20 protein-coding genes and 1 pseudogene are annotated in these 21,878 nt (G+C 37.2%); 12 read left to right on the top strand and 9 right to left on the bottom strand.

Annotated features, from left to right (window positions below):
* The first annotated feature begins 1,059 nt into the window (after positions 1 to 1,059).
* Positions 1,060 to 2,511: a phage terminase large subunit gene (terL, locus tag ACFEL3_RS05270; RefSeq protein ID WP_208571654.1), complete on the top strand. Its 1,452-nt coding sequence runs from the start codon at positions 1,060 to 1,062 to the stop codon at positions 2,509 to 2,511.
* A gap of 192 nt (positions 2,512 to 2,703) precedes the next feature.
* On the opposite strand, the gene ACFEL3_RS05265 is transcribed toward terL, so the two are convergent.
* Entirely contained in the window at positions 2,704 to 3,753 is a 1,050-nt protein-coding gene (locus tag ACFEL3_RS05265; protein WP_010962785.1) for a class I SAM-dependent methyltransferase, read from the bottom strand.
* Between the two features lie 101 nt (positions 3,754 to 3,854).
* On the opposite strand from ACFEL3_RS05265, the gene ACFEL3_RS05260 reads away from it, so the two are divergent.
* Entirely contained in the window at positions 3,855 to 4,226 is a 372-nt protein-coding gene (locus ACFEL3_RS05260) for a hypothetical protein (RefSeq protein WP_022626336.1), read from the top strand.
* On the top strand, positions 4,227 to 4,511 hold the full coding sequence (locus ACFEL3_RS05255) for a DUF2610 domain-containing protein (RefSeq protein ID WP_010962783.1): 285 nt from the start codon (positions 4,227 to 4,229) through the stop codon (positions 4,509 to 4,511).
* Positions 4,512 to 4,517: 6 nt separating this feature from the next.
* On the opposite strand, the gene dapD is transcribed toward ACFEL3_RS05255, so the two are convergent.
* Positions 4,518 to 5,348, bottom strand: a complete 831-nt coding sequence (dapD, locus tag ACFEL3_RS05250) for a 2,3,4,5-tetrahydropyridine-2,6-dicarboxylate N-succinyltransferase (RefSeq protein ID WP_010962782.1) — start codon at positions 5,346 to 5,348, stop codon at positions 4,518 to 4,520.
* Between the two features lie 73 nt (positions 5,349 to 5,421).
* Here dapD and ACFEL3_RS05245 point away from each other — a divergent pair, with 73 nt between their 5' ends.
* The gene (locus tag ACFEL3_RS05245; protein WP_010962781.1) at positions 5,422 to 5,850 is read left to right on the top strand and encodes a zinc-ribbon domain-containing protein; all 429 of its coding nucleotides are present in this window, start codon (positions 5,422 to 5,424) and stop codon (positions 5,848 to 5,850) included.
* Between the two features lie 94 nt (positions 5,851 to 5,944).
* A complete protein-coding gene (gene rpe / locus ACFEL3_RS05240) occupies positions 5,945 to 6,622 on the top strand; it encodes a ribulose-phosphate 3-epimerase (RefSeq protein WP_038198978.1) in 678 nt (225 codons plus the stop codon).
* Between the two features lie 146 nt (positions 6,623 to 6,768).
* Here the strand turns inward: rpe and tnpC are convergent.
* The 3 genes and pseudogenes from tnpC to ACFEL3_RS05225 all read right to left on the bottom strand — a co-directional run bounded on the left by tnpC (position 6,769) and on the right by ACFEL3_RS05225 (position 10,509).
* Positions 6,769 to 8,115: pseudogene (gene tnpC, locus ACFEL3_RS05235) on the bottom strand (IS66 family transposase).
* 112 nt (positions 8,116 to 8,227) lie between these two features.
* Positions 8,228 to 9,310: a bifunctional diaminohydroxyphosphoribosylaminopyrimidine deaminase/5-amino-6-(5-phosphoribosylamino)uracil reductase RibD gene (ribD, locus tag ACFEL3_RS05230; protein ID WP_010962779.1), complete on the bottom strand. Its 1,083-nt coding sequence runs from the start codon at positions 9,308 to 9,310 to the stop codon at positions 8,228 to 8,230.
* Entirely contained in the window at positions 9,310 to 10,509 is a 1,200-nt protein-coding gene (locus ACFEL3_RS05225) for a deoxyguanosinetriphosphate triphosphohydrolase (RefSeq protein ID WP_070356885.1), read from the bottom strand. Before ACFEL3_RS05225 ends, ribD begins: the two co-directional genes overlap by 1 nt.
* 47 nt (positions 10,510 to 10,556) lie before the next feature.
* Between ACFEL3_RS05225 and ACFEL3_RS05220 the strand changes: the two genes are divergently transcribed.
* Positions 10,557 to 11,018, top strand: a complete 462-nt coding sequence (locus tag ACFEL3_RS05220) for a HesB/IscA family protein (RefSeq protein WP_010081891.1) — start codon at positions 10,557 to 10,559, stop codon at positions 11,016 to 11,018.
* Between the two features lie 39 nt (positions 11,019 to 11,057).
* Complete coding sequence (locus tag ACFEL3_RS05215; RefSeq protein ID WP_010962776.1) at positions 11,058 to 11,732, top strand: ABC transporter ATP-binding protein; 675 nt, start codon at positions 11,058 to 11,060, stop codon at positions 11,730 to 11,732.
* Between the two features lie 238 nt (positions 11,733 to 11,970).
* Here the strand turns inward: ACFEL3_RS05215 and ACFEL3_RS05210 are convergent, their stop codons facing one another.
* Positions 11,971 to 12,669, bottom strand: coding sequence for an alpha/beta hydrolase (locus ACFEL3_RS05210; RefSeq protein ID WP_010081989.1), 699 nt, complete (start codon positions 12,667 to 12,669; stop codon positions 11,971 to 11,973).
* A gap of 155 nt (positions 12,670 to 12,824) precedes the next feature.
* Between ACFEL3_RS05210 and ACFEL3_RS05205 the strand changes: the two genes are divergently transcribed.
* The 4 genes from ACFEL3_RS05205 (at position 12,825) to tsaD (ending at position 16,674) form a co-directional block, all read left to right on the top strand.
* Positions 12,825 to 13,961 (top strand): cysteine desulfurase family protein, encoded by a 1,137-nt coding sequence (locus ACFEL3_RS05205; RefSeq protein ID WP_010081988.1) that lies wholly within the window; start codon positions 12,825 to 12,827, stop codon positions 13,959 to 13,961.
* A gap of 528 nt (positions 13,962 to 14,489) precedes the next feature.
* Positions 14,490 to 15,227, top strand: a complete 738-nt coding sequence (locus ACFEL3_RS05200; RefSeq protein WP_010081987.1) for a hypothetical protein — start codon at positions 14,490 to 14,492, stop codon at positions 15,225 to 15,227.
* A 118-nt stretch (positions 15,228 to 15,345) separates the two neighbouring features.
* A complete protein-coding gene (locus ACFEL3_RS05195; RefSeq protein ID WP_022626335.1) occupies positions 15,346 to 15,510 on the top strand; it encodes a hypothetical protein in 165 nt (54 codons plus the stop codon).
* Between the two features lie 156 nt (positions 15,511 to 15,666).
* Entirely contained in the window at positions 15,667 to 16,674 is a 1,008-nt protein-coding gene (tsaD, locus tag ACFEL3_RS05190) for a tRNA (adenosine(37)-N6)-threonylcarbamoyltransferase complex transferase subunit TsaD (protein WP_010962772.1), read from the top strand.
* A 352-nt stretch (positions 16,675 to 17,026) separates the two neighbouring features.
* On the opposite strand, the gene ACFEL3_RS05185 is transcribed toward tsaD, so the two are convergent.
* From ACFEL3_RS05185 to ACFEL3_RS05175, 3 genes are all read right to left on the bottom strand, one after another.
* A complete protein-coding gene (locus ACFEL3_RS05185; RefSeq protein WP_022626334.1) occupies positions 17,027 to 17,542 on the bottom strand; it encodes an IS110 family transposase in 516 nt (171 codons plus the stop codon).
* Entirely contained in the window at positions 17,532 to 17,783 is a 252-nt protein-coding gene (locus ACFEL3_RS05180) for a hypothetical protein (RefSeq protein WP_010081945.1), read from the bottom strand. The genes ACFEL3_RS05185 and ACFEL3_RS05180 overlap by 11 nt, the downstream gene beginning before the upstream one ends.
* 521 nt (positions 17,784 to 18,304) lie before the next feature.
* Complete coding sequence (locus tag ACFEL3_RS05175; protein ID WP_375316752.1) at positions 18,305 to 20,389, bottom strand: hypothetical protein; 2,085 nt, start codon at positions 20,387 to 20,389, stop codon at positions 18,305 to 18,307.
* A gap of 127 nt (positions 20,390 to 20,516) precedes the next feature.
* On the opposite strand from ACFEL3_RS05175, the gene ACFEL3_RS05170 reads away from it, so the two are divergent.
* Complete coding sequence (locus tag ACFEL3_RS05170; RefSeq protein ID WP_022626332.1) at positions 20,517 to 21,872, top strand: phosphomannomutase/phosphoglucomutase; 1,356 nt, start codon at positions 20,517 to 20,519, stop codon at positions 21,870 to 21,872.
* Positions 21,873 to 21,878: the final 6 nt, after the last annotated feature.

The raw sequence follows: 21,878 nt of genomic DNA, 5'->3' as shown, positions 1-21,878 counted from the left end.
TACCGCGAATGAATCGCGGTATGACGGTGTAGATGATGGTTAAGTATCCCGCTACGTGTTAGCGGGATCTATGCTTTGAGATACCGCGAATGAATCGCGGTATGACGGTGTAGATGATGGTTAAGTATCCCGCTGCTTGTTAGCGGGATCTATGCTTTGAGATACCGCGAATGAATCGCGGTATGACGGTGTAGATGATGGTTAAGTATCCCGCTGCTTGTTAGCGGGATCTATGCTTTGAGATACCGCGAATGAATCGCGGTATGACGGTGTAGATGATGGTTAAGTATCCCGCTGCTTGTTAGCGGGATCTATGTTAAGGTATAGTAGGGGATCTATGTTAAGAGATACCGCGAATGAATCGCGGTATGACGGTGTAGATGATGGTTAAGTATCCCGCTGCTTGTTAGCGGGATCTATGTTAAGGTATAGTAGGGGATCTATGTTAAGAGATACCGCGAATGAATCGCGGTATGACGGTGTAATGATGGTTAAGTATCCCGCTGCTTGTTAGCGGGATCTATGTTAAGGTATAGTAGGGGGATCTATGTTAAGAGATACCGCGAATGAATCGCGGTATGACGGTGTAATGATGGTTAAGTAATTCGTCATCCCGCTACGTGTTAGCGGGATCTATGTTAAGAGATACCGCGAATGAATCGCGGTATGACGGTGTAATGATGGTTAAGTAATTCGTCATCCCGCTACGTGTTAGCGGGATCTATGTTAAGGTATAGTAGGGGGATCTATGTTAAGAGATACCGCGAATGAATCGCGGTATGACGGTGTAATGATGGTTAAGTAATTCGTCATCCCGCTACGTGTTAGCGGGATCTATGTTAAGGTATAGTAGGGGATCTATGTTAAGAGATACCGCGAATGAATCGCGGTATGACGGTGTAGATGATGGTTAAGTAATTCGTCATCCCGCTACGTGTTAGCGGGATCTATGTTAAGAGATACCGCGAATGAATCGCGGTATGACGGTTAAGTAAGGTGTCATTCCAGTGCTCCTTTTTTTGTCATCCCAGCGTCACGCGTTGGTTTCAACATTATATCATGAACTTTCTAAAATTCATTGAACTGTGCTTTCAAACGGTAGTGCCGGGGTGTGAGTATAACGATTATCAGTATATAAAAGTCATAGCAGACAGGCTGGAAGCAGCGAGCGCTGGTGAAGTGAAACGAATAATATTCAATATGCCTCCGCGCTCGATGAAGTCCATGTGCATAAGCGTTGCGTGGCCCGCATGGATACTGGGAAACCAACCAACTGCGAGAATAATAGTTGCAAGTTATTCTCAGCGGCTCAGCGAAAAGCACTCGCTCGACACCAGGTGCGTGATGCAGTCTAGTTGGTATAGAGCGCTATTTCCAGAGATAGAACTATCCAAAGACCAGAATACCAAATATAAATTTCAAACAGTGCAGAGAGGATACAGAATCGCAACATCAGTTGGTGGAACACTAACTGGTGAAGGTGGTGATTTTATCATTGTGGACGATCCGCTCAGTTCTGCTCAAGCTTTGAGTGAAACGCTTAGAAAGCGTGCCACAAACTGGTTTGATCAGACTTTAGTAACCAGGCTGAACGATAGAAAAAAAGGAGTCATCGTTCTTGTAATGCACAGGCTACACCAGGAGGACTTAACTGGACACCTTCTCTCCAAGCCAAAAAACATATGGCATCATATTTGTTTGCCAATGATTTCTGAAAATAAGCAGGTTATTTATTCAATCAAAAAGCCAATGCCTCCCGTTCCTGTCATCCGAGTAGCTCAGCACTGTGCGACCAGGCGATTATATAATAAACCAGCGTCACCTGTAAGGATATTATATTCAAGAGAAGAAGGTCAGTTGTTATATCCCCTCGATGGAGGAAAAGAAGAAGTTGAGATAATAAAAGCTGAACTTGGGAGTTACGCTTTTGCTGCTCAATATCAACAAAACCCTCTGCCGCTTTCAAGTGGTATAATTAAACCAGAGTGGTTGAAACGCTATAAAAAATTTCCTGATAATCTCTCGCATATAACACAAAGTTGGGATACTGCGGTTTCAACAAGTAACATGAGCAACTTTAGTGTCTGCACCACCTGGGCAAAAATAGATAATAAATTCTATTTACTCGACGTATATCGCGCAAAGCTTGAGTATCCAAAGCTTAAAGAACAGGTTTTGTCACTAGCTGCAAGATGGACGCCACACGCAATTTTAATCGAAGCAAAAACAAGTGGTCAACAATTGGTGCAAGAGCTAAAGACAAACAGTGATTTACCGATTATTGAAATAGTGCCACATGATGACAAGCTCACTCGATTTCATCAAATTGTTCCGATTATAGAGTCTGGCAAGGTTTTTCTGCCACATCAAGCAGTATGGCTGAACGATTTTGAGTATGAGATTTTAATGTTTCCTGAAACGCGCCACGACGACCAAGTGGACAGTACCGTGCAATATTTGCAGTGGGTGAGAAACAGTACCTCCAGGGTTGCAGCTATACGAGCATTGTGATTTGAGTCTACCAGTACTGGGATGACAGCTAGGAGACAACCGTCATCCCGCTACTTATTAGCGGCTGAGATACCGCAGCGGTATGACGGTTCGCGGCGGCATGACAATAAGCTCGTCATTCCGCTACTCGTTAGCGGAATCTATGCTGAGATATCGCGGCGGTATGATGTAGGGAAACCTTTCTTGGGTTAGCTATATCAATAGCATTGCTTTAAAAAGAGTGCCCATATTTTCAGTCAACCTTAAGAATTCACTAAAGATCCTATTCTTTTGTTCATCACTTGCGCTTTTCATTAAAGCCTGGGTTCTTTCTTTTATGCCAAAAAGATATAAAAATTCCCTTTGAGTTAAAATCTCACAATCTACATGCTTTAATGGATCTCTTAACGCTTGAAAGTTCACAAGTGCGGTAATATCACTATTACCAACATTCTCAAGAAAATTAGCATACTTATGTTGTTTTATCGATTGCAAAGTGCTCTTATATGCGGGGTATACATAACCGTAATCTACAATCAAAGCAGCTCCTTTATTATTATATATCTTCTTCTCAAGTTTTTTTAATATTTCAACCCCAACTGAACATATTTCCACCACTGCACCATTAAAAAATTTTCCATTTGTCATCTGAGTAGCTGACACTGGAATCCATGATTCTTTTTTTCTGGATTCCAGTGTCACGCACTGGCATGACACCAAGAGACTGCCATCATCTTGTTTTGTCACCATATTTTCATACCACCCCTCATCATGATATACAAACTGATCTATCGGAAGAGCGTCAAAGAACTCATTTGCTAAAAAAATGGTTGGTTGTTCTGGTAGGTTGTCAATATTTTTGTGCCAATTAACATCTAAGCTTTTTAATTTTTCCTTTTGTATCTTCCGTAAAGTAGGGCTTATTTCAACTAAGTGGATCAACATTGAATTAAAAAAGCTGCTGTATTTTTTAGTGACTCTTATTATATCGTGAATGAGTGTTCCTTTGCCTGGCCCAAGTTCAACTAGAGAAAATTTTGATGGCTTTCCTAATTTTTCCCATGTATGCATTATCCAAACTGCAATTACTTCACCAAATAATTGGCTGATCTCAGGTGCGGTAGTAAAATCACCATCCTTACCAAGCGGTAATTTACTTGTATAATAGCCGTATTTTTCATGGTACAAAACGGCATTCATGAAATCACTGATGGATATTGATCCTTGACTTTTGTCAATTAATTCGTGTATATAAGTGAGCATGTTATTAATAAATGTTTAACTATAGCGTGCCATAATATAAAATAGTAGAGTATTTATATATATAGTATAAACTTAAGTTTGTGAGTAATAGTGCTTCAGTTATGGACGACAAAAACACCGATTATGTTGCCCTTATACCTCAAGATGATAGTATTGAATACAAATTTGAAGAAGCTGTCAATTTTATAGAAAACAAGGTTATAAATGCTGATGGGCTAACTTTAGCGGAAGTGTTTCAAGTGCTAGTTCAAATGCTAAATGGTGATCTAGAATTGGTAAAAAAAGTACTAGCATGTGCTAATATTATGGCAAAGCATGGAATGAAGGTAGCAAAAGAGTCGCAATTAAGCAGAGCTGATGTTCGCCGAGCTTTGGAAGGTAGAGAAAGTGTTGTCAATAGACAAGATTTTATAAAGAAACCACCTCTTCCACCTGCTATAAAATCGACCAAAAAGAAAAGTAGAGGTCTTTAAATGGCCGAATCTATAAAAAAATTTACTGTACAATGTGACTTCAAAGGGCAAAGTTCACCTTTTGCAATATATATAGGAAATCCAAAAAGCGATGCTCATCCAATTCATCATCAAGATTCCTGGCTTGTAAAAGAACGTGGAGGGAATATCCCTAATAAAGTAAAAGAAAGTCTACAAAAATTATATAAACTATCTCAAGAAAATGGAGTCTCTTTCTCAGAGTTATGCGCGTATGCCATTACTGTGGTTAGTAATAATGATAAAAAAAGTGACGACAAGGAGTAAGATAGTTTAATCCCTCAATATTTCATTTATAGAGATTTTCGATCTCGTCTTTTCATCCACTTTTTTTACTATGACTGCACAATAGGTTGAAATATTATTTTTAGATGGAATAGACCCTGGTACCACTACAGAATAAGGTGGCACTTCGCCGTAAAATACCTTGCTAGTTTCTCTATCAATAATCTTTGTTGATGCCCCAATAAACACGCCTATGCCAAGGACTGATCCTTCTCTCACTACCACACCCTCGGCCACTTCGCTACGTGCTCCAATAAAGCAATTATCTTCTATAATGACAGGTGAAGCTTGAATAGGCTCAAGAACTCCACCTATTCCCACTCCACCAGAAATATGACAGTTTTTTCCTATTTGCGCACAGCTACCAATCGTTGACCAGGTATCTATCATTGTTCCTGAATCAACATATGCACCAACGTTGATAAAACTTGGCATTAGAACAACATTTGTACCTATATAAGCAGATCGGCGAACAAAACACCCAGGAACTGCTCTAATTTTTAACCGGCGAAATTTCTCCTCATTCCATTCACTAAACTTGTTACCGATCTTATCAAACCAGCAATTGGTATTATCTATTATTTTATTTTCTTCGGTGAGAAAATGTAATAATATTGCTTGCTTTATCCACTTATGTACTACCCATTCTCCACTTGATAGCTTTTCTGCTACTCTAATTTTGCCACTATCAAGGAGCTCAATTACCTCTTTAATTGCTATTCTTGCTGTTTTCTTTAGATTACAGTCATTAAATTTTTCTCTATTTTTCCAAATATCTTTTATCTCACTCTGTGTTTTTTTTAGTTGCAAACCTTCCATTTGTTATATATATATTGATATTAAATTTGTAGCTCGTATCATTTGGGCTTGTTACTACTTATATGTAAGTGCTATGAAAATACAATGTAATAGTTGTACTAAAACTTACTTAGTATCTCCTAAGCAAATTGGCGCGTCTGGAAGAAAGGTAAAATGTACGAACTGCAATCACATATGGCATGAATATCTAGAAGAAGTGTCAAACAAATCGCACTCTGCTAATATACAGGAAAAAAAAGTTAGTGGAAGGAATTTTTTACAAAATCTAGCATTTACCACTCTAGCTTTTGCAACAGCTACAGGGTTATGCGTCGTAATTGCTAACGGCATCTTTCCTAGAGAGATGAACAAAGCATACAAAACGATCAGTTTATACAAGGATTCAATAAGCTATAAATTAGGGTACAAAAAAGAACAAACAGAAAGTCCAAATGTAAAAAAACTTGCTGTAAATAAGTTTTATCAAGACTACCTTTTTTTATCTAATTTAAGATCTAGTTAAATAGGCATACCGATATCGGTCTCTAGCTACTCAGATGGTGCTTAGGGTGACAGAGTTTTGAAAATAAGTTATTTTTTAGCAAAAAAGGCAGCTCATGAGTATTAAAATTGCACCTTCTATACTTTCAGCAGATTTTGCAAAATTAGGGGAAGAAGTAAGAAAAATTAGCGATTTAGGTGTGGATTACATACACATAGACGTTATGGATGGGAATTTCGTTCCAAATATTACAATTGGTCCTAGCGTTGTTTCTGCAATACGTAAATATAGCAATCTTCCTTTTGATGTGCATTTAATGGTCAAATCTCCTGGTAACCACATTGAAAGCTTTATAAATGCTGGTGCTGATATTATCACTGTACATGCAGAAGCAGAGACACACCTTGAGAGGTTGATAAGAAAGATAAAGTCATACAAAAATGTAAACGACGAAAAAAAACCGATTCAAGTTGGAGTTTCAATTGTTCCTTCAACTTCTCCAAGTGTGCTTGAATATATAATACATGAGCTAGATATTGTGCTGATTATGACAGTCAACCCTGGCTTTGGAGGGCAGGAATTCATTCATTCACAGTTGAACAAGATATCTACTATAAAAAAAATGATACAAGAGCGTAACCTTAAAACACAAATTTCAGTAGATGGTGGAATTAACTTTTTTAACGCAGCTGATATAATAAAAGCAGGTGCAGATATTTTAGTTGCGGGATCGGCGATATTCAAGGCTGAAGATATTAAGAAGGCCATAAACTATCTTAAAAATCCATCGTAGTAATCCTATATAGCTAAAGTGGCTTAGGTTTACCTACAATTTGAAAAACAACAAATTCGTCATTCCGCTACTCGTTAGCGGAATCTATGCTGAGATACCGCGGCGGTATGACGTAGAAAAACCTTTCTTGGGTTGTATCCGTTCAGCTAAGCGGTGTGAGAGATGATAGATAAGAGGTTTTGGAAAGGATTGAGACCCCTTTGTTTCCATGTCAAGTATAATGAAATTATCCGTTCAAGTTCCCCACTTCGATTGGGTAAAATATGAATTTTTGCGATAAACGACATAATGCCGTATCTGCTGTTCAGCATGGTTGTTTGTCAGCGGAATGTTTTCTGGGTCATCTAAAAATTTCCACATCATTCTTTCAGATTTCAAAATATTCTTTGCAACTCGAGAAGCTCCAATTGCTTCAGGTAAACGGCTTCAAGTAATACCTTGTACGTTTTCGCAACTTTCTGGCACGTCTGGTAAATCTAAAAACATCTATCTCATTTTTTAGCAAGGCCTTTTTTAGTGCAAATAATTCAGTGGCTACGTTTCTTAAGTAACAGCCCAGAACTTTAACTTCAACTATGTGCTAATCTTTCAAAATCTCTTGATAAATGTGCCCAACAGATTTGCCTATTCTTATCGGCAAAGTAGTTGTATGCTGCGTACCTGTCGTAAGCTATTGCGATTGCAGAACTTACTATTTTGTAAAACCTTCATTCCTCTTGACTCTGTCAATTTTATAAAACTTGCTGTATTACTGGCAAACATCCAGCACCAACCAAGTTTACCTTTGTTATAATGGCTCGTTTCATCGATATGCAGAACTTCACTTTTACTTACTTCTTGCTCGATTTGCTCATATGCTTCTTGGCATTTTTCTGCAACTCTAGCCTCGCTATTTGACACGCTACCAACACTGATGTCCAGGTTGAAAATATTTTTTATAATATTTGCTACTTCTCTTTTCGAGTTCTTGTAAAATCCGCTCAGCGCCGCAATTGTTGACTTAACTTTTGGACCAAATGTATCCGCAGTAACACCTTCTGGTAGCCTGCTACTTTTTCTTTTTCCACACTTGCAACAGCGGCCATTGGTATTCCACAACATAAGCTGGCAAATCAACTTTTTGATGAATGTATGGCTCTTTCGATATCGCAATTTCTCCTCCGCACTCGCAAGAACTCTATTTTCACCACTTCATCTGCTTCCATTTTAGGGCGATACTTTCCTTCATGCCCAATCTGTGCCCCTATTTTCCTGTCACTTTTTTTCTTTTTCTTCTTTAGCTTGTATAACTCTTTTGAGCTCGGTATCGATGAATTTTGTGAATTCAGACCTAGTCTTTCTTTCAATTCAGCATTTTCGATTCTTAGCGCCTTATTCTCAGATCTAAAATTTTCGTTTTCTATCTCTAACCTCTTTATCTCTGCTTTTAGTTGCTCTATCTCTATTTTAAAGCTTTCACAGAGCTTGAGAAGACTAGCTAGTAGATCAGACATATTTACCACACATACTACTTGTGATATTATGTTTTTAGCACTCCTTGTCTACTTTTTATTTTACCGCTCCGCTGAACGGATACCTTTTTTTTACTGTTTGAGTATGTAAGGATTATGACGACCTATCCCAAACCTCAACTATATCCTCACTAAACTCTATTATCTTTGTTTTTTTAAACTGATAACAGTTGTTAATGAATTGAATCCCTAAATCTCCTACAAAAGGAGTGGCATCATTGCCTAAAATTTTACCACTGCGGCATATTATCAACCTGTCGATTAAATTACACTTTAATAGTTCTGTGATTAACACTCCTCCACCTTCAACTAATAATCTTGTTATACCAATTTCTGAAACAAGTTTTAATGCCATGTCCTTTAGGCAAACCTTACCTGCGTTGCTTGAATTAACTACTAAGTAGTTAATGTTTTTTATTTTTTTCTCTACTTCTTTATTTGTGATGACCCAAGTTATTACTTTGTCTGCAGTCTTTGCAATGTTATGCTCTTCCTTTAATCTCCCTTGACTATCTATAATTAGCCTTATTGGCGATCTACTTCCGAGTCCTGGTAATCTGCAAGTTAAGAGTGGATCATCATTAATAAGAGTATTGCTGCCAATCATAATTGCATCATATTTCGTTCTGAGCTCATGCACCCAGTTTCTCGTATTTTCACTTGTTATCCATTTGCTATCGCCTGTAAATGTTGCGATTTTTCCGTCAAGAGTTGTTGCGACTTTGCAAGCTATAAATGGTCTATGTAATTCTTTAGTGGTGAAAAAACCGACATTCAGTTCTTTTGCCTCTTTTTGCATAATACCTTGCTCAACTTCAATTCCTGCTTCTTTCAGAGCTTTCATGCCTCTGCCTGAAACTCTACTATCTGGGTCAATAGTTGCAATTACTACTCTTTTTATGCTAGCTTTTATGATTTTTGCAGTGCAAGGCCCCGTGACTCCGTGATGACAACATGGCTCAAGAGTGATATATATAGTTGCGCCATGAGTTGAATCTTTAGCGTTTTGCAAAGCGACTACCTCCGCATGCGGACGCCCACCAATCCCTGTGTATCCCTCACTAACAATTGTACCATCCTTTACAATAATACACCCGACAGCAGGATTTGGTGCAACATTTCCAAGATTTTTTTCTGCAAGCCTTAATGCAATTGACATGAAATGATCATCAGTCATTAGAAAGAAGTCATTTCGTATGAGGTATCAAAAATTCTTCTGTGCTCGTGTATAGCAAATCTATCTGTCATACCTGAGATATAGTCACATATTATTACTGAACGCTGAGATTCACAAGCGAGTTTGCTCCACTCTGTGGGAAGTAATCCTGGGTTTTCATAAAAACATTGAAAGAGTTCCTGTATTATGCGTTTTGCTTTGTTCATCGTTCTACTCAGTTTATAGCTTCTGTATATTTTCTCCATGTTGAATCTTTTCATTTCTTTTGTAGCATTCGCAACTTCTGGTGAAAATGTGACTAGCATTTTATTTAGACTTCTTACGTCTTCTACGCTTTTTATTTTGTGATCTTCAATATTTCTTTCAGTCTGAGAAACAACATCACTTATCATAGTTCCTATAGTTCCACTCAGTGATTCATGTATGAGTTTGCTCTGAGGCAATTCTGAATATCTGCTCCTTATGTCTTTAAACATTTTTTCAATTAAAGGAACATTCAGCAAATCTTCGATGGTTACTAAATTCGCCCTGAGTGCATCATCAAGATCGTGAACACTGTAAGCAATATCATCGGCAATTGAAGCAACTTGCGCTTCAATGCTTGAAAATTCTTCAAGTTTTAGATCATATTTTTTGTTGTATTCTAATAACAGCTGATTATTTGTAGAAGACTCCGCGTTTTGACCAAGCAAGGGACCGTTATGTTTTGCAACTCCTTCAATCACCTCCCAACTTAGATTCATACCATCAAAATCAGCATGTTTTTGTTCGAGGTAAGTTAAAATCCTTATAGCTTGAACATTATGATCAAACTCATACTTCTCGTTATCAAGATTCAAATCTTGAACTGATTTCTTTAGAGCATCTTCACCTGCATGACCAAATGGAGGATGACCAAGATCATGTGCGAGCGCTATGCATTCAGTGATATCCTCATTTAAGCCAAGTCTACGCGCAATGGACCTTGCAATTTGTGCAACTTCAAGGCTATGAGTAAGCCGAGTGCGATAGTAGTCGTGCTCATAATTGATAAAAACTTGTGTTTTGTACTCCAATTTTCTAAACGCATTAGAGTGAATGATACGGTCCCTATCACGCTGAAAGCAGCTGCGATTCTCATCTTCTGGCTCTTTGAAGTATCTCCCTTTTGTTTTGCTTGGAAAACATGCATAATTTAATAGAAAGTTATTGTTTGACATGTAAAATTTCTACTATAATAAGTTATCAATAATAAACGGTGGTTACTATGTCAACAAATTACAACATCAACTTAACTGATAATGCACTAAAAAAAATCCACTCTCTTGCAGAGCAGGAAGGGGATAAGAGTTCCATTTTACGGGTTGCAGTTTCAGGTGGTGGATGTTCTGGCTTCAAATACAATTTTCTTATGGATCAAATGAATAAAAATCTATCTTTGGATGATGAAGACGATGATTACGATGATGAGTTTGATGACGAAGACGAAGATGATGACTATGAAGAAAGTGAGGACTATAGAAGCCACTCCAGTTTTAGCGAAAAAGGTAAAGATATAGTAATTAATGATGAAAATGGAAACCCTGTATTAATGGTTGATAATTGTTCAGCAAAATTTTTAAATAACTCAGTTATAGATTATACTGAGGATCTCAGTGGTTCTGGTTTTCAAATAAAGAATGCCTTTGCTAAGTCTCAATGTGGTTGTGGTAACAGTTTTTCGGTTTAATTATTACTAAAACTTAGATGCCTTCTGGATCTTTTAAACATGGGTGGTAATGTAGCACTAGAACTAACTTCCGTAGATAAAAGCTTCAAGAACAATTCTGCTGTTGTAAAGGATATCAACTTAAGTGTCACAAGAGGGCAAGTAGTAGCGCTGATTGGCGATTCAGGTGCAGGGAAAACAACTATATTGCAAATCGCAGGCTTGTTGGACAAGCCAACTTCAGGTATAGTTACGATAGATGGAATAAATTGCACACAAGCCAGTAATAAGCATAAAACTCATGTAAGAAGAAATTTTCTTAGTTTTGTTTATCAATTTCACTATTTGTTACAAGAGTTATCGGTGTTGGAAAATATTATGCTTCCTCAACTCATTGCAGGAAAAAGCAAAGCTGAAGCAAAAAAAAATTCGCAAGCAATGTTGGAAAAATTTGGTCTGGAAAACAAAGCAAGTAGCATGGTATCTGAAGTTTCGGGTGGGGAAAGGCAGAGAGTTGCAATTGCAAGAAGCATTGTAAATTCTCCAAAGCTTTTACTTGCAGATGAGCCAACAGGAAACTTAGATCCAACAAATTCTTTTAACGTGTTTTTACTGCTACATTCATACGTAAAGGAAAATAACAGCTCTATGCTTATAGTAACACACAATCATCTCCTTGCAGAAAAGGCAGACTGCATTTTCCAATTGAGAGATCGATCATTAGTGAAGTTGTGAATAGGAAAAATAGCACAATTTCTATGCCTTATACTTATCTAACCAATGATCATTAACAGAGTACAACTCGCATGAAATGCTTTCATTGCTTTTTATACACGGACTTTTTAACTTACGCTGTTTACTTAGGGAACACCCCGATAACATAAACACAGCTAAAACAAAAAATAATAGCTTTTTAAACATAACAAAACCTTTTCATTTATATTACTACACTCATTTCTCTTGTTTGTAAAGATTAGGCATATTCTTTTACCCTTACCTCTTTTTTGACCTTTTGAAAAGAAATAGTTGCACTATTCAAGCGCAGTTTTATATAATTGTCCACGATTTGAGTCACTTCCTCTTCTTTATCCTTTAGAAAGTGATTAGTATCATCTATTATATAGTATTTCATGTGATCACTTCTTACTGAATTTATCAACCTTTTTGCTAATTCTGTTACATCGCTTTCTTCTGAGATTGTATCATTACTGCTTTGTATTATAAGCCCAGAAACTGGACAGGGAGAAAGAAAAGAAAAATCGTACTTAGTTACCGGAAGAGAAAGAGCAATAAAACCCACTATCTCAGGGCGGCGCATTGTTAGCTGCATAGCCACCCATGCTCCAAAAGAAAAACCAGCGATCCAAATTGGAACATTGCTAGGATTATGTTCCTGAAGCCAATCAATGGCTACCGCAGCGTCAGTTAATTCTCCTATACCCTTATCAAAAGTTCCGGTAGATTTTCCCACACCACGAAAGTTAATTTTCAATGCAGAAAAATTGTTATCGATAAAAGACGTATATGTACTATGTACAATTTTACTATCCATATTACCACCATATTGAGGATGATGATGTAAAACCAGCACAACCGGCGCGTTGGCATCTTTGCTTTGGTGGTATTCACCTTCTATCTTTCTTGTTGCATTATTCAAAAAAACTTCAACCATGGTAACCCCTAATAAGAACCCGCTTGACAGGTATTAATGACGTGAGTTATTAATTATGTATTAATTTCGCTGTTTTTGCAATAAATTTTTTATCGTGTTAAAGCTAACGTACATAGTTATGGCTATAGTTGATGGTAAACTTATTTAAGTGACAGATGAGTCCATTCTCTTTAGAAAATAGTGGTTGCGTATATGCTGATTACAATGCAACTGCTCCAATTAGTGAAAATGTAAAAAAAAGTATATTTGAGGTCTTGTTAAAACAAACGCTCAATCCATCATCACTACATAAAAGAGGACAAGAAGCGAGGAAGATTCTTCAGGATGCAAGAGATAACGTACGTGGTGCTATTGGCGTCTCAAGTGATAAAGAAATAGTTTTTACGTCTGGTGCAACTGAAGCGAATAACCTTGTTATGAGAGGAATAGCAGGCTACCTGCATATAATTTCAGCTATAGAGCATCCTTCAATTCTTAATTCTGCATGTAATCCATATATAATACCTGTTAATCAGGAGGGCATTGTTGACTTTTTAGAGCTAGAAAAAATTCTAAGCGAACTTAAAGGAAACAAAGCAATAGTTTCAGTTATGATGGCAAATAACGAAACCGGAGTTATTCAACCTATTGAGGAAATAGCTGAAATAGCCCACAAATTTGGAGCAATTTGCCACACTGACACTGCTCAAAGTGTTGGGAAAATTAAAGTTAATATGGAAGATTTAGGAGTGGATTTACTCACTTTATCCGCCCATAAATTTGGCGGTGTAGCAGGCAGTGGAGTTTTAATATTCAATAAAGAACTTGCGATAGAACCTATTATAATAGGTGGTGGACAAGAGAAGGGATTTCGTGGTGGTACGGAAAATATTGTTGCGATTGCAGGCCTTTCTGCTGCACTGCAAAATATTCCAGACCTTCTATCAAAAATGGATGAAGTAAAGGAGCTACGTGATCAATTAGAGTGTGAATTATTAAATCTTGCCAGTGACATAAGAATCTTCGGTAAAAACTCTAAGAGGCTGCCAAACACAAGTTTTATTTATATGCCAGGAGTAAAGAGTGATGTGCAGCTTATGCATTTTGACTTGAATCATATTGCAGTTAGTAATGGCTCCGCATGTTCTTCTGGAAAAGTTGAGCCTTCCCATGTTTTGCTTGCAATGGGGGCAACAAAAGAGCAAGCAGAGTGTTCAATTAGAATCAGTATAGGTCCAGAAACTAAACCACAAGACATAAAAAAAATAGTGGATTGTTGGTATAATATCTACAAGCAGAACACCTTGGTATAGATAATACGTGGTATCATGCAGGCACTGGCCGAGCATTAGATGTAAAAAATTACTTTACAACCCCGCGGTATCTCTAGATCCCGCTAACAAGCAGCGGGATGACGGTTGTTAGGCTAGCTGTCATCCAAGTAGCTGACACTGGTTCCTTTATGACGGCAGTGCCCCTATGGTGTCATTCCAGTGTCCTGACTACTTGGATCTAGCAAGCTTTGCTTGCAAATAAGTCTAATACGTGTCGCGTTTTATGCCAAAACACAATTGGAGTTACATGCAAAATAGATCCCAGACTGGGATGACAAAAAAAGAGCACTGGAATGACACCATTTGCTGTGCAATTTACCTTCAAAAATGAATGTTCGTACAGCTATGGATTCATTCGCGGTATCTCACCATAGATCCCGCTGACAAGCAGCGGTATGACGGTTATCAGTAAACATGAATTACTTTAGCTATGCAATCAGGCTTCCTAAAAACACTTTGTAGCCAATCAATTCTTGAGTATAAAAAGAATTCCTTTAATAATAAGGTATGCTAATCAGGAATTTAATAAAACAAGCAACTCAAGTAGGAAGCAGTGAAAATGCAATACGGTATGTCGAATATCTCTATCAATTTGAGAAGTTTAGAAACACATTAAACCTCACTTTATCACTAATAAAGCAAAACAGGCTCTCATTTGAAATATACCAAGAGGGATTAGTGGATATGGAAGAGGGAGTGTGTAAGACAATCAGGTCTTCCAGTGTAAATAGATATGTTATTGTACTGAGGAAGTCAAACCCATACATTATAGTGCATGAACTTTCACACATGGTTGAAAATGAACTGAACTTAAGTTTGGAACAGGAATTTCTCCATAAAGTTTACCAGGATATTGAGCAGAACCTAAAGCAAGCAAATATTCTTGTGCAGAAAATTATCGGCCAAGTTATATTTAAGGAGATACAGGCTTATCAAACTGCAAAATCACGTGCATCTGAATTATTTGCACGCTATTTTGAGCTATTTGCTTGGGCGCAGGAGGTTTACCCTAAAGATAAAGAATACTTAATCCGCACTCAAGACTTAAACAAAGTGTTCCTTGCTACTGGCCAATGGAAAAAGAGCTACCTTGATTCACAAATGATGGAGAGAATAGATAAGGAAATCAAGGAATACAGCAATAAAACTGCCACTAAAGACGTAACCAAAGTGCAAAGCAGTTGGACTAATAAATTTTCTCCTGGGGGCAAAAAAATTAGCTCTATATTTGGAGATGATGATTAGCTTATAGTGCAGGTTTTCCTACGTCATGCCGCCGCGAACCGTCATACCGCGATTCATTCTTTTGGTGTACGAACATTGCAATTTGCAGGTAATTTGAGTAGTAGATGGTGTCATTCCAGTGCTTGACACTGGAATCCAGGAATTTGGATTGGGCACTAAGTTGGTGAGCATAAAAGTGGCTGATCTTATGTTAAAACACAACGTTCTTGATGAGATTACGGCAAGGCTGGATTCCAGTGTCAAGCACTGGAATGACACCATTTGCTGTGCAGTTTACCTTTAAGAATGAATGTTCGTACAGTTGTGCGCGGTATCTCATCAGCTAACACGTAGCGGAATGACGGTTGTCGGTAAATCTTTTAGCTATAGAAGTTAACTTTGCAGTTAACTTCTACAGCGTTTCAAAGTATAGTTTTGGTAATACAGTAACTAAATATACATGAAAACCATTTTAGCTGTTGAAACAAGCTGCGACGAAACTGCAGTAGCGATTGTAAATAGTGACAAGCAAGTCCTTGCTCACGAAATTCTCTCCCAAGCAGAACACAAAAAACGTGGTGGGGTGATCCCTGAAATAGCTTCACGTGCTCATATGGAGCATTTAAGTGGTCTAATAAAAAGCGCCGTGGAAAAATCTAACCTTAACTTTTGTGACCTCAATGCAATTGCAGCAACATCAGGACCAGGACTCATAGGTGGATTAATAGTTGGTACAATGATGGCTAAAGCAATTGCGCATGTAGCACAAAAACCATTCATTGCAGTGAATCACTTAGAAGCGCATGCATTGGTTATTAGGTTACTGCATGAGGTAAAATTTCCATTTTTAGTCCTACTAATATCAGGTGGTCACTGTCAATTTTTAATTGCACAGGATGTAGGTAAATACATTAAACTTGGAGAAACGCTCGATGATTCACTAGGAGAAGCATTTGATAAAGTTGCTAAGATGCTGGGTTTAAGCTACCCAGGAGGCCCATTAATTGAAAAGTTGGCTAAAAAAGGCAATGGCACAAGATTCAAACTGCCAAGGGCAATGATAAAACGTTCTGGATGTAACTTTTCGTTTTCTGGGATTAAAACAGCAGTAAAAAACTTAGTACAAGAACTTAAAATGAGCGAGCAAGATGTGTGTGATGTATGTGCTTCGTTTCAAGAGTGTATTAGTGACATACTGCTGGACAGGGTTAGTAATGCAATTATTATGGCCGAATCTTTAAATATCAAAATCAATGACTTTGTGATTACCGGCGGAGTTGCAGCAAATAATTTCTTGAGAGAAAAATTAAAACAACACATAAACTTAAACATATTTTTTCCCCCTAACGACCTATGTACAGACAATGCAATTATGGTTGGATGGACAGGAATTGAAAGGTTACAGAAAAATTATATAGATCCACTTAATTTTGCACCAAGACCTAAGTGGGAGTTAGAGAGTTATTAAAAGCTCTCAATTCTGAATTATAGCTAAAGTGACTTAGGTTCTCTAATTGCACATAAGTCAACAATAATTTTCACACAAATCAAAACAGCATATCTTCTCCATAATCCTTGGTAATTTTACATAAGTGAAAAGTAGCATATGGTTCTCTCCGCGGTCTGAGATGACAATAAACTTGTCAAGCCGCATTATACTTGTTAGGCGGAAGTGGACGGTAACATGTTTACCACGAAGTCTAACTAAGTTCTTGCTTGTCCCTTCCATCGGCATTGCTATCTTTATTTTCAATAAAATTATTGTCCTATGCTCTTTTGATGTTTATTGATAATAAAATTCTGTTTTATCAACCAACATCCTATGCATAATTACAGCTAATTTTCTTGCTACTGCTACAATTGCTTTTTTCATTCCTTTTTTCTTCGCAACTCCAGTTTTTTAATTTAAATGTCCTCTTGGTAACTGTAAGCATTGTTTGTGCAGCTTCATATAACATACTTCTACATTCCGCTGGTCCCATCTTTGATATGCTGCCATGCCGATCAACTTCTCCAGAAGAATATTGCCTTGGTGTCAACCCTATATATGCTCCAACTGTATCAGATTTCTCAAACCTATGTGGGTTATCAATTGCAGCTTTATACGTCATTGCTACTATAATCCCCACTCCTGGAACAGTAGTTAACAATTTACAATCATCGTCTTTTTCACCTTGTTCTGAAAGCATTTTGTCAAGCTTTCTTAATGACTTTTCTATTGCTTCCAAACTACAAACTAACGCTTCAATTGAACTCCTACTGATTTCATCCAAATTATTTATTGCCTCTTGTATTCTTAAAGCGAAAGTTTCAAATTTTGATCCTTTACCGACCATGTATCTTCAACAACCCTCTTATTGTTCCAATAACCTGCTGTTTGCTACACATTAGCTGTCTTCTGCTTCCAAGCGCTATTTTAATTTGACAACTGATTTTACTAACACTTCTCATCATCTGCGCTATACCCCTCGCATCGTTTTTATCATTCTTATTGATTCTTGCAGACAACGCTGCTGCCATATGCCTTGCATCTACACAAATTACTGGTAATCCAAAACTCCTTAACTCTTTGCACATTGATATTGACAACTATCCACTTTCTATTCCTATGGGTTCGTATTTTTTGCCTTGGCTAATCTGCTATTGCCTTACTTTCGCTTGCAACAACTTCTTCCTTAACAACTTTTCCTTTCTCATCAACGATACTTATAAAAGTTTCTTTTAATGAGATCGCTATAATATTTCATGACCTACTGTAAAAGTTTAAATTATTTTTGAAGAACCAATTCATTGAATTTGTTACTTCGTGCTAAAATAATGGAGTATGTCTCTCCATCATTCAATAGCAATTACAGTATGTTTAGCTATAATTTGAAAAACAAAAATTCGTCATTCTGCTACTAGTTAGCGGGATCTAGAGGTACCGCGGCGGCATGACGTAGGATTGCTGTCATCCCGCTGCTTGTTAGTGGCTAAGAGATACTGTGAATAAATCACGGTATGACGGTTAAGTATCCCGCTACGTGTTAGCGGCTGAGATAACGCGAATAAATCGCGGGATGACGTGTTGCTTGGGTCAGCTATAGAAGCAAAACTCATCATTTTGAAAGAGGAGGAGATTTTTCCGGACCCTCAGCAGGGATTGATTTTGGATCTGATAATTCTGTATTTACCTTGATTGGCTCTAATGGAGTTTTCTGCTCTTCCGGTTTATCATCTGGAATTGGAACAGGCCAATCCATAATGTTTTGCGGTATAACTTTTGCTTCTTTAGCTTCTTTTTGACCTGTTGAAGATGATGCATCAACTCCTGCATTTTTGGTAACTTCTTGTTTTAGTTGTTTATTTTCTTCTTGCAGTTGCTTTAAATTTTTCTTTAACTCGTCAATCTCTCTTATTTTTTGTTTTAATTGTTCAGATATAGTTAGTTTGTCTCTAGTCAATTTTTTGTTTTCTTGTCTTAACCCACTAGCTGTTCTGCTTGAGTTGTTGTTTACAGCTTGTATACCTTGGTCTTGCTGCTGCATGCTTGTTCCTCTACTTTCATATTCAACTTCAGTTTGAGTTGCCTGACCTTTTTCCTGCTGTAATATGTTCTGCAGTTGCTCTAGACTCTCTTTGACAGATGCCAGCTCTTCCTGTGTACACGTTAACATCCCTTCCTTTTCCTTAAGTTGATATTGAAGTTTTTCTATTTCCCTCTTCGTATTTTCTTCGCTTAGCTCATCTGCAAGTGATCTTCCAGGTTCAAGTTGTCGAATTTCCCTCTCTAAATCTTCCTTTTCTCTCTGTAATTCATTTAATTCTTTAGACAATTGGCTCGCCGTTTCAGCCAATGTATTGTTTTCCTTTTTTGTTTCCATTAACTGTTCTGCCAACTGCTTTTTATGATCATCCTTTAAACCTTCCACTATTTTCTTCAGGTCATTCTCCAAATTTGCATTCTTTTCCTTTAGTACAGTTAAATTAGCTTCACTTTGCTTCAATTTTCTCTGTAATTCTTTATTTGCCTCATTTGTTTCACCTTCCTTATCTTTCAACTGATCATTTAAGTTCTTTATTACATCATTTTTATCCTGTAGTTCTTCCTCTTGTTCCTTTATTCTTTGACCTCTTTCAAATATCGCTCGCTGTTGTTCATTGACTTTATCTCTCAAGGAGTCACGTTCTAATCTTAGATCCTCAAGCTGCTTTGCCTGCACTGCAAAATATTTAGCAAATGTTTCTTTTTCTTCCTCTAATTCCTCAACTTCATCTTTTAATCCTTCTTGCTCATACTCTTCTTCATCACCAGACATATCATCCTCAAATATTTCATCTTCATCACTAAATTCACTGCTGGTGGATATAGAACTTCTACGTGAAGAAGGTGTGCTAGGAGAGGAATACCCACTGCTGCTTGGTGTAGGTGACTGTGGTGATATATGTAGATCTTTTGTAAATATTTCCTCTGCTGGTACTTGCTGATCGTCTACACTCTTGGATATGCCAGTAAAAGCTTGATACAGAGTTTTTCCGTTGATAAAAACTTCTTTATTTTGTCCAACTAACTTTAATACTTCTTCTGAACTCGTTATTCCTCCAAATTTTGGCTCACCAATAACACTCTGTATACCACCAGAATCCAATTTTACGGTCATGCTACAGTCTATGCTGTTACCTTCAGAATCCTTAGCCTGCCAATTAATGGTCATTTCACATGAGCTTGAATCAGTAAAATCATAGTGCCTTTCGCTGCCTTTTTTGGTTGCAGTTATTTGACTATCTTTCCCTAAAGATATGTTATAAACCTTACCTTCACTGCTGGTCCTTAAAATATTGCTAATTTCTATTGGTTTTTCTTCATTTTCAAATCTAATTTTGAAGTCATTATCCTTTGTTGGATACACTAAGAAATTTTGACCAGGCAGAGACGACTTAAGTTCTTTATGCATTGCGTCTATTGATTGCTCAAATTTTTGGAACTCCTTTTCCCACTTTAAATTTATCTGTCCTGTAATGTCCTCATCTTTGCGTAAAGGACCAATAAAGTACCAGATTAAATTTTCTTCCTCCAGTCTTTTGATAAAATCCTGAAGATCGTTGCAAGATTCAATGACATTTAAAGTATCATTTTTCTTTTGTTCATCTACATCTAAACTTTGACTTTCAGCTATAAATACATTTTCGTTTTCCTGTGGCATAATTTTACATTTTAAAAAATATACTATAATATTAACAGATTTCTTTAAAAAATCAACTAATTGTTGGATAAATAAACTTGAGCATTTGGCCAAAATGTTATATAGTAGTCACTTCAAGAAGTACAGTATGGACAATACCATTATAAGAAAATACGATATTAGAGGTATAGTAGGCAAAGATTTGCAGATTAATGATGGGTACGAGATAGGTAGAAAGTTTGGCCAAACCGTAGCTAGTGTTTGTGTCGGCTACGACAGCAGAATAGATTCACCAGGTATAGAAAGAGAATTAATTAGGGGCTTAACTTTATCCGGTGCAAATGTTATACGCGTTGGGCTATGCTCTTCACCTATGCTTTACGCTGCAACACAAATCACACAGGCGGATCTTGGTATCATAATAACTGCCTCTCATAACCCCAGCGAATATAATGGCTTTAAATTTTTTAGTAATAAAAAAGTCTTCTCAGATCAAGAAATGAAGGAAATTATAAGCAGTCCAATTAAAAACAGCACAAGAATTGGAAGCTTAATTAACATAAATATATATAGTGAGTACATTAGCATATTGAAAAGTGCAGTGAAGAACGATACTACACAGAAATTAAAAATAGCCTGGGATTGTGGAAATAGTCCAGCAAGTGGAATTATAAGGTATATTGAAAAGATCTTGCCTGGTCATACGCACATCGTAACCAATAACTCTATAGATGGGGCATTTCCACTGCATGATCCAGATCCCATAGAGGAAAAAAATCTTGCTCAATTAATTGACATTGTGAAGGAATATGGATGTGATCTTGGCATTGCGCTAGATGGCGATAGCGATAGGGTGCGCTTAATTGATAATAAAGGCAACGTTGTTTCCAATGACCATTTATTTATAATTTTTGCACGTGAAGTGTTGGAGGAATATCCAGAAAGCAAAGTTATTGCTAACGTAAAAATGAGTATGAAAGTGCATGATTTTGTTAGCAAGTTAGGAGGGCAAGTTATCACCTGTGCTACTGGACATTCACTAGTTAAGAAGAAGATGGTAGAGGAAGAGGCAAAGTTTGCTGGTGAATTAAGCGGGCACTTCTTCTTTTCTGAGCTAAGTTTTGATGATGGGCTATATTCTGCTGTTAAAGCAGTTGACATTTTGCTTAAGAAAAACCAAAGCCTATCTCAGGTGATTGAGGATTTACCGAAGTTATATATCACTCATGAAGTGAAGATTGTAGTGAAAGATGAGAAAAAGTTTCAAATAATTGAGTCAATAAAGAAAACACTGGAGCAGCAAAATATTGTATTTTCAGATCTTGATGGTGTTAAGGTAACCGATAATAAAGGTTGGTGGCTTCTTAGGGTATCAAATACGCAAAACTGCATTACAGCAAGATGCGAAGGAGAGACTTTAGAGGGTTTTGAACTTACTAAAAAGGTTTTGTTCCATTACATTGATGAAGCAAGGTCTTTAAATTGTAGCTACTCACAGAAATAAATTTGA

The sequence above is a fragment of the Wolbachia endosymbiont (group A) of Opomyza germinationis genome (assembly GCF_964264765.1).
GTDB classification, from domain to species: Bacteria; Pseudomonadota; Alphaproteobacteria; order Rickettsiales; family Anaplasmataceae; genus Wolbachia; species Wolbachia pipientis.
This window is presented reverse-complemented; position numbering and strand designations above follow the sequence as displayed.